The sequence below is a fragment of the Nocardia pseudovaccinii NBRC 100343 genome (genome assembly GCF_001613225.1).
GTDB lineage: Bacteria > Actinomycetota > Actinomycetes > Mycobacteriales > Mycobacteriaceae > Nocardia > Nocardia pseudovaccinii.
This window is the reverse complement of sequence record NZ_BDBY01000401.1, coordinates 21588-27587: the sequence shown is the minus strand read 5'-3', so window position 1 is coordinate 27587 and position 6000 is coordinate 21588. Positions and strand designations below refer to the sequence as shown.

Here is a 6000-nt window from a genome sequence, read left to right as displayed (position 1 = left end):
ATATCGCGGGGCGGGTCAAGGTGTACGAGGCGATCGTCAAGGGCGACAACATTCCGGAGCCGGGCATTCCGGAGTCGTTCAAGGTGCTCCTGAAGGAGCTCCAGTCGCTGTGCCTCAATGTCGAAGTACTGTCCTCCGACGGCGCCGCCATCGAAATGGGCGGCACCGACGAGGATGATATCGATCGGACGGCGGCGAATCTGGGCATCAACCTGTCCCGCAACGAATCCGCCACGGTGGACGACGATCTACAGCTTTGACATCACCTGGGCCGCAATGAGTTCCAGGTGCGCCAGATCGTCGAGGTCGAGGATCTGGAGATAGATGCGGGTAGCGCCGATTTCGGCGTAGCGGGCGATCTTGTCGACAACCTCGGCGGGGGAGCCCGCGAGCCCGTTGGTCTTCAGTTCCTCGACCTCACGGCCGATGGCGGCGGCCCGGCGCGTTACCTCGGCATCGGAGGCCCCGACACAGGCCACCAGGGCATTGGAGTAGACCAGATCGTCGGGGCGGCGGCCGCGAGCCTCGGCGGCGGCGCGCACGCGGTCGAACTGACGGGCGCTGTCCTCGGGCGAGGCGAAGGGCATATTGAATTCGGTGGCGTAGGTGGCGGCCAGGCGTGGGGTGCGTGTCGCACCGTGCCCGCCGATCAGCAGCGGCACCGGATCCTGCACCGGCTTCGGCAGGGCAGGGGAATCCGTGATCGCGTAATGCGCACCTTCGAAGGTGAACTTATCGCCGACCTTGGTCGCCCACAGGCCGGTGATGATCGCCAGCTGCTCCTCGAATCTGGTGAACTTGTCCGGTGGGAACGGGATACCGTAGGCGGCATGTTCCTCGGCGAACCATCCGCTGCCGAGTCCGAATTCGACTCGGCCGCCGGACATTTGATCCACCTGGGCGACCTGGATGGCCAGCGGTCCTGGTAGCCGGAAGGTGGCGGCCGTCACCAGGGTGCCGAGCCGGATGCGCTTGGTCTCCCTGGCCAGCCCCGCCAGAGTGATCCAGGCGTCGGTCGGTCCGGGTCGGCCGTCGATGCCGCCCATGGCCAGATAGTGGTCGGAGCGGAAGAACGCGTCGAAACCCAGATCCTCGGTGGCTTTGGCGACGGTGAGCAGTGTGTCGTAGCTGGCGCCCTGCTGCGGTTCGGTGAAGATGCGTAGATCCATGCCGACCATGGTGCCCGAGATTGAACTTGTCGGTCGGGTCTGATTCGCCGCCGCTTATCATTGGCCAGTGGTTGGCGCGGTCGAATCGGAATCCGTCGCCGAGGCGCGGATGAAGGCTACCCGCGGGCCGTCCAAGGGCGGTACCGCATCGCTGCAGCGGATCAGCGACTGGCGCTCGGGCCGGAATGTTCCGGCGCAATTCGAGACGCTGCTGCCGATTCCGGACGGCAGTCGCAGCGATCATGTCGCCCGGCAGGGTTGGCATGACAAGGTTGCCGGAACTTTCGTCCTCGCGTACCGGGGCTACCGATAGTGTCGGCGTGGTGAGTGCAGGCATGACATATCGGCCGGTTGTCGTCGTGATGGGAGTATCCGGATGCGGAAAGTCCACGGTCGGTGCACTGCTTGCCGAGACACTGCGGGTCGAATATGCCGACGGTGACGATTTCCATCCGGCTTCGAATATCGAGAAGATGGCGGCCGGTGTGCCGCTGACGGATGCGGATCGCGCGCCGTGGCTCGATACCGTGGCGGCGTGGCTTGGGGAGCGGCGCGAGCGTGGCGGGGTGGTCAGCTGCTCGGCGCTCGAGCGCGGCTATCGCGATCGATTACGCGCGGCCGCACCCGAGGCGTTCTTCGTCCATCTGTCCGCATCGCGGGCGGAACTGGCTCGCCGAATGGAGACGCGCCGTGGCCATTTCATGCCCGCGACGTTGCTCGACTCACAGCTCGCCGCATTGCAGCCATTGGCCACGGATGAATTCGGCATCACCGTGGACGCGACCGCGGAGCCCGGCGAACTGGTTCGCGAGGCGGTAACCGCCTGGGAGTCGAGCTGACTCAGGTGTCCGTGCGTCGCCGCACGACCCGGTTCGCCAGCCAGGCCACGCCGAGTACGAGCAGTGGGGTGAGCAGCAGCAGCGGGACCGTCGCCGCACCCGCGAGCGGATGCAGCCAGCCCGCGACGGTATCGCATATCGCGTCGATCAGGGCGCGAGCCAACTCTGCCACTGGCGAGTGCTCGTCCGGTCCGGTGCTGGCGTGGTCCGGCCATCGATTCACGGCCAACACCCTACGACATCGGATCGGTATCTCCGGTAGATCCACGGCCGGACACTCAGCAATCTCACAGCTGCGAATCTGGCATCGTGGAGGTATGACAAATCGCCCGCTACCGGTTCGGAGCATCGCGGTGCTGACCGCGATGGTCTTCGCCATTACCGGCAGCGTGCTCGGGCGCGACGGCATCACCGCGATAGATCAGCCGGGGACCGATTGGGTGATCCAGCGCCGTGCCGGGCTGGTCACGCCGGTTGCGATCGGGGTCAGCGACCTGGGCGGCACGCTGGCGATGACGGCGCTGGCGGTGCTCCTGTGTCTAGTGCTGGTTTGGCGTCGGCGGTGGCCGGAGGCGGTACTGGCCGGGGTCGCGACCGCGGGCGCGGGCGTGCTCGTCGTGGTCGGCAAACATCTGGTCGGCCGTAGTCGCCCGCCCGAGGCGGATCGTCTGGTCACCGAGACCAATCAGGCATTTCCGTCCGGACACAGTCTCGGATCGATTGTGGTGATCGGACTCCTTGCCGCGGTGGTGCTTTCGCGACTGCACCGCCCGGCCGCGCGCCGCATCGCGGTGACCGTCGCGGCCGTATTCGTTGTGGCCGTTGGTCTTTCCCGCTGGTATCTGGGCGTGCACTGGGCGACCGATGTGCTCGGCGGCTGGTGTATCGGTGCGCTGTGGCTCGCGCTGTGTCTGGCGGCGTACCGGGCCTATCTGGTCGGCAGGGCCGGTGTGGTGCACTCTGCGCCGGAGACATTGGGAATACAGACACCCGCTGCCTCTGACAGCAGCAGCGCCCCGCCGACCAGCGCGGCCACCGCGATCGCACCGAAGACGAACACCCACAGCAGCGCGGGAATATGAGTGAGACGCGCGAGCTGATCGGCATCGGAATCCGCGCCCTGCGGCATATTCCAGCGGCGGACCCGTCCGCGCTGCAATTCGATCACCGGCCGGGTGCCCGCGAGCAGTAGGAACCACGCGCCGAGATATGCGAAACCGGCCTGGACTGTATCTGTTCCGAACCAGGACACCGCGAAGATGATGGCGCCCAAGCCGAATACCGTCAGCATTCCGTAAACGTTGCGCACCTTGATCAGGACCGCGGCGAGCAACGCGATCGCGGTCCAGAGCATGAGGGTGATCCGGTTGGCGCCGAGCAGTGCGGCGAAGCCGAGACCGAGCAGCGGTGGCGAGGGATAGCCCGCCATCGCGGTCATAATCATGCCGAAGCCGTAGGGCTTTCCGCTCGATACGGTCAGGCCGGAGGTGTCGGAGTGCAGTGTGATGCTGTTGAGCCTGCGGCCGGTGAGCAGTGCGGTGAGCGCATGGCCGCCCTCGTGCGCGATGGTGACCACATTGCGGGTGATCCGCCACAGCGGGCTGTATCCGACCAGAATCAGGGCCGCGACTGCTGTCGCGATGACCAGCCACCATGGTGGCGCGGCCTGGGTTGTGGTGAGCCGGTCCGCGATGGAGGCGCCGCGCTCGACGAATTCCGCTGTTTGCACCGCCGCACCTTATCCGGCCGCGGCGAGCTTCGCTGAGTCGTCGCGAGCCGGTCAGGTGGTGACGAACTCGCCGAGATCCGCCGACTTGCGGGCGGCGTCGAGCAATCGCAAGGTGGTGACGGCGTCGCGTGGGTCGACCGGAACGGGTTCGCCGTCGAGGAGTGCGGCGGCCATGGCCTCGTAGAACGCGGGGTAGTCACCCGCCAGTGTGGGGACGGTTTCGACGTCGGGTTCCGCGCCCACCGTGCCCCACCGCTCGGGTTCGACTGTGCCCCAGGGGCCGTTACCGGGGCGCTGGCCCGACCGCAATGCGTTCTCCTGCGGATCCAATCCGTAAGTGAGGTAACCGGCTTCGGAACCGAGCACCCTGAATCGGGGTCCCAGCTGCGGAGTTACCGCGCTCATCCAGAGGTGCGATCGCACACCCGAGGTGTGGGTGAGTGCGACGAAGGCGTCGTCATCGGTCTGGATATTCGGCCGTCGCCGGTCCAGTTCGCCGTACACCGAGCGCACGGGACCGAACAGTGTCACCGCCTGATCGATCAGATGACTGCCGAGGTCGAACAGCAGTCCGGCGCCGTCGTCGGCGGAGCCGACTTCGCGCCAGCCGCCCTTCGGTACCGGACGCCACCGCTCGAACCGGGACTCGAAACGGCGTACTTCGCCGAGCCGCCCGTCCTCGATCAGCCGCCGCACCGTCAGGAAGTCGCCGTCCCAGCGCCGGTTCTGGAATACCGATAGCGCCAGACCGGCTTGCTCGGCCCGCGCGATCAGATCCTCGCCCTCGGCCACGTTCACCGCGAACGGCTTGTCGACGACCACCGGCAGCCCGGCGTCCAGCGCCTGCCGAGCCAGCGGCGCATGCGTTCGATTAGGCGTCGCGATGACCACCAGATCGATGCCCGCGACATCGGCGAACAGTTCATCCGCACTCGCCAGCACCCGCACCCCGGGATGCTCGCGCCGTGCCTGCCCAGCCCGCTCGGATGACCCCGTAACCACCGCCGCCACCCGCATCCGCGGCTGCGCGGCGATCAGCGGCGCATGGAACACCGAACCGGCCAATCCGTACCCGACGATGGCGACCTGCAGGCTCATCGTTCCGACGCTACCGGTGAGGCCGGGATTCCGTTCGGCAAGATCCGCGGTCACTACACCTATGAACCGCTCGGCGACGGAACCGTGCGCGTCGCGAAGCGAATGGAGGTGCACGGCCCGTTTCGGCCGATCTTCCGGCTGATCTGGGAGCGTGGCATTCGCACCGATATGCAGCCTGACCGCCGCGGCGCTGGGACTCGAGGCGCGACGACTCGGGGGCGAACATGGCTGAACCACAAGGCCCACTGATGAGTCCGGGCTTCTGGCTGCATCACGCCGCTCTGGAATGGCGCGCCACCGTCGAACGCAACTTGCGCCCCCTCGGTCTCACCCTCGCCCAATTCAACCTGCTCGCCTCGGCCGGTTGGCTCGGCAGGCAGGGCGAACCGCCGACTCCGCAGGTAGTCGACATGGCAGGCGCCGACCGCATGATGGGCTCCCGTGTAATCCGCGTCCTGGAAGACCGCGCCCTCCTGACCCGCCACCCCGACCCCGACGACGCCCGAATCCTGCGCATCGAAGTCACCTCGGAAGGCCGCACCCTGGCCCGCCGCGCCGTCCGCATAGTCGTAGACACCGACGAACACTTCTTCGGCCCTGACAGCGACACCCTCCGCGACCACCTCAAATCGATTGCCGCGCAACGTATTGGGATATGACGCGACAGTCAGCCGTAGGCTCTGTATTGTTCGGCCGGTTCCGAGGGCGACATGGCGGTGGCGCGGTCGAGGAACGGGCGCAGTTCGCGGGACAGCCGACCGGCAACGAAATTCGCTCCTGGAACTCGGCATCGGATGGTCCAGGCAGTCCTCCTTTCAATTCGCCCACACCAGACCGCCTTTGCCCTTCGATTGCTGATACTCCCGGCGCAGTATGGGATCGGCCTGGATTTCCGCCCATTCGGTGACCGAATCGCCGGTGTGATGCTTGGCTTCCCGATACATTCGCAGCAGCACGCCGCGGGTAGGGATAGCGGACTCGGATCGGCGAATAGGAGTAGCAGGGGATAGCGGCGCCGCGCGGGCAGCCGTGGCTCGTGTTCGGGCCGGTCCGCGCCGACCGAGGGATGGTCCGTCGCCTGGGTCAACGACAGCGCATCCGGTTCGGTCATAGATCCCGCCACCCGCCTTCGGACGGTGTGCACGACTATCCGGCTCCCTCGAAA

General features: G+C 66.7%; 8 protein-coding genes and 2 pseudogenes. 5 read left to right on the top strand and 5 right to left on the bottom strand.

Annotated elements, in window-relative coordinates; all coding sequences use genetic code 11:
* The coding region (locus NP3_RS43105; RefSeq protein ID WP_157124932.1) for a DNA-directed RNA polymerase subunit beta at nucleotides 1–260 on the top strand (260 nt) is incomplete at its 5' end.
* On the opposite strand, the gene NP3_RS43100 is transcribed toward NP3_RS43105, so the two are convergent.
* Nucleotides 249–1169: an LLM class F420-dependent oxidoreductase gene (locus NP3_RS43100; RefSeq protein ID WP_063047466.1), complete on the bottom strand. Its 921-nt coding sequence runs from the start codon at nucleotides 1167–1169 to the stop codon at nucleotides 249–251. The two genes, NP3_RS43105 and NP3_RS43100, sit on opposite strands and share 12 nt — an antisense overlap.
* A gap of 67 nt (nucleotides 1170–1236) precedes the next feature.
* On the opposite strand from NP3_RS43100, the gene NP3_RS43095 reads away from it, so the two are divergent.
* Nucleotides 1237–1482, top strand: coding sequence for a hypothetical protein (locus NP3_RS43095; protein WP_063047457.1), 246 nt, complete (start codon nucleotides 1237–1239; stop codon nucleotides 1480–1482).
* A gap of 22 nt (nucleotides 1483–1504) precedes the next feature.
* On the top strand, nucleotides 1505–2008 hold the full coding sequence (locus NP3_RS43090; RefSeq protein ID WP_063047456.1) for a gluconokinase: 504 nt from the start codon (nucleotides 1505–1507) through the stop codon (nucleotides 2006–2008).
* A 1-nt stretch (nucleotide 2009) separates the two neighbouring features.
* On the opposite strand, the gene NP3_RS43085 is transcribed toward NP3_RS43090, so the two are convergent.
* Nucleotides 2010–2231, bottom strand: a complete 222-nt coding sequence (locus tag NP3_RS43085) for a hypothetical protein (protein WP_157124931.1) — start codon at nucleotides 2229–2231, stop codon at nucleotides 2010–2012.
* Nucleotides 2232–2325: 94 nt separating this feature from the next.
* Here NP3_RS43085 and NP3_RS50995 point away from each other — a divergent pair.
* A pseudogene (locus NP3_RS50995) lies at nucleotides 2326–2919 on the top strand (phosphatase PAP2 family protein); the annotation flags it as partial.
* 17 nt (nucleotides 2920–2936) lie between these two features.
* Here NP3_RS50995 and NP3_RS43075 read toward each other — a convergent pair.
* Complete coding sequence (locus NP3_RS43075; RefSeq protein ID WP_063047453.1) at nucleotides 2937–3737, bottom strand: M50 family metallopeptidase; 801 nt, start codon at nucleotides 3735–3737, stop codon at nucleotides 2937–2939.
* Between the two features lie 51 nt (nucleotides 3738–3788).
* Nucleotides 3789–4835: a Gfo/Idh/MocA family oxidoreductase gene (locus NP3_RS43070; protein ID WP_063047465.1), complete on the bottom strand. Its 1047-nt coding sequence runs from the start codon at nucleotides 4833–4835 to the stop codon at nucleotides 3789–3791.
* 224 nt (nucleotides 4836–5059) lie between these two features.
* On the opposite strand from NP3_RS43070, the gene NP3_RS43065 reads away from it, so the two are divergent.
* Nucleotides 5060–5494, top strand: a complete 435-nt coding sequence (locus NP3_RS43065) for a MarR family winged helix-turn-helix transcriptional regulator (protein ID WP_063825067.1) — start codon at nucleotides 5060–5062, stop codon at nucleotides 5492–5494.
* A gap of 162 nt (nucleotides 5495–5656) precedes the next feature.
* On the opposite strand, the pseudogene NP3_RS47430 reads toward NP3_RS43065, so the two are convergent.
* Nucleotides 5657–5919 (bottom strand): annotated as a pseudogene (locus tag NP3_RS47430) (hypothetical protein); the annotation flags it as partial.
* Nucleotides 5920–6000: the final 81 nt, after the last annotated feature.

Coding starts and splice junctions, on each gene's coding strand:
- NP3_RS43100 (WP_063047466.1), bottom strand. CDS start 1,169: ATGGATCTACGCATCTTCACCGAACCGCAGCAGGGCGCCAGCTACGAC.
- NP3_RS43090 (WP_063047456.1), top strand. CDS start 1,505: ATGACATATCGGCCGGTTGTCGTCGTGATGGGAGTATCCGGATGCGGA.
- NP3_RS43070 (WP_063047465.1), bottom strand. CDS start 4,835: ATGAGCCTGCAGGTCGCCATCGTCGGGTACGGATTGGCCGGTTCGGTG.
- NP3_RS43065 (WP_063825067.1), top strand. CDS start 5,060: ATGGCTGAACCACAAGGCCCACTGATGAGTCCGGGCTTCTGGCTGCAT.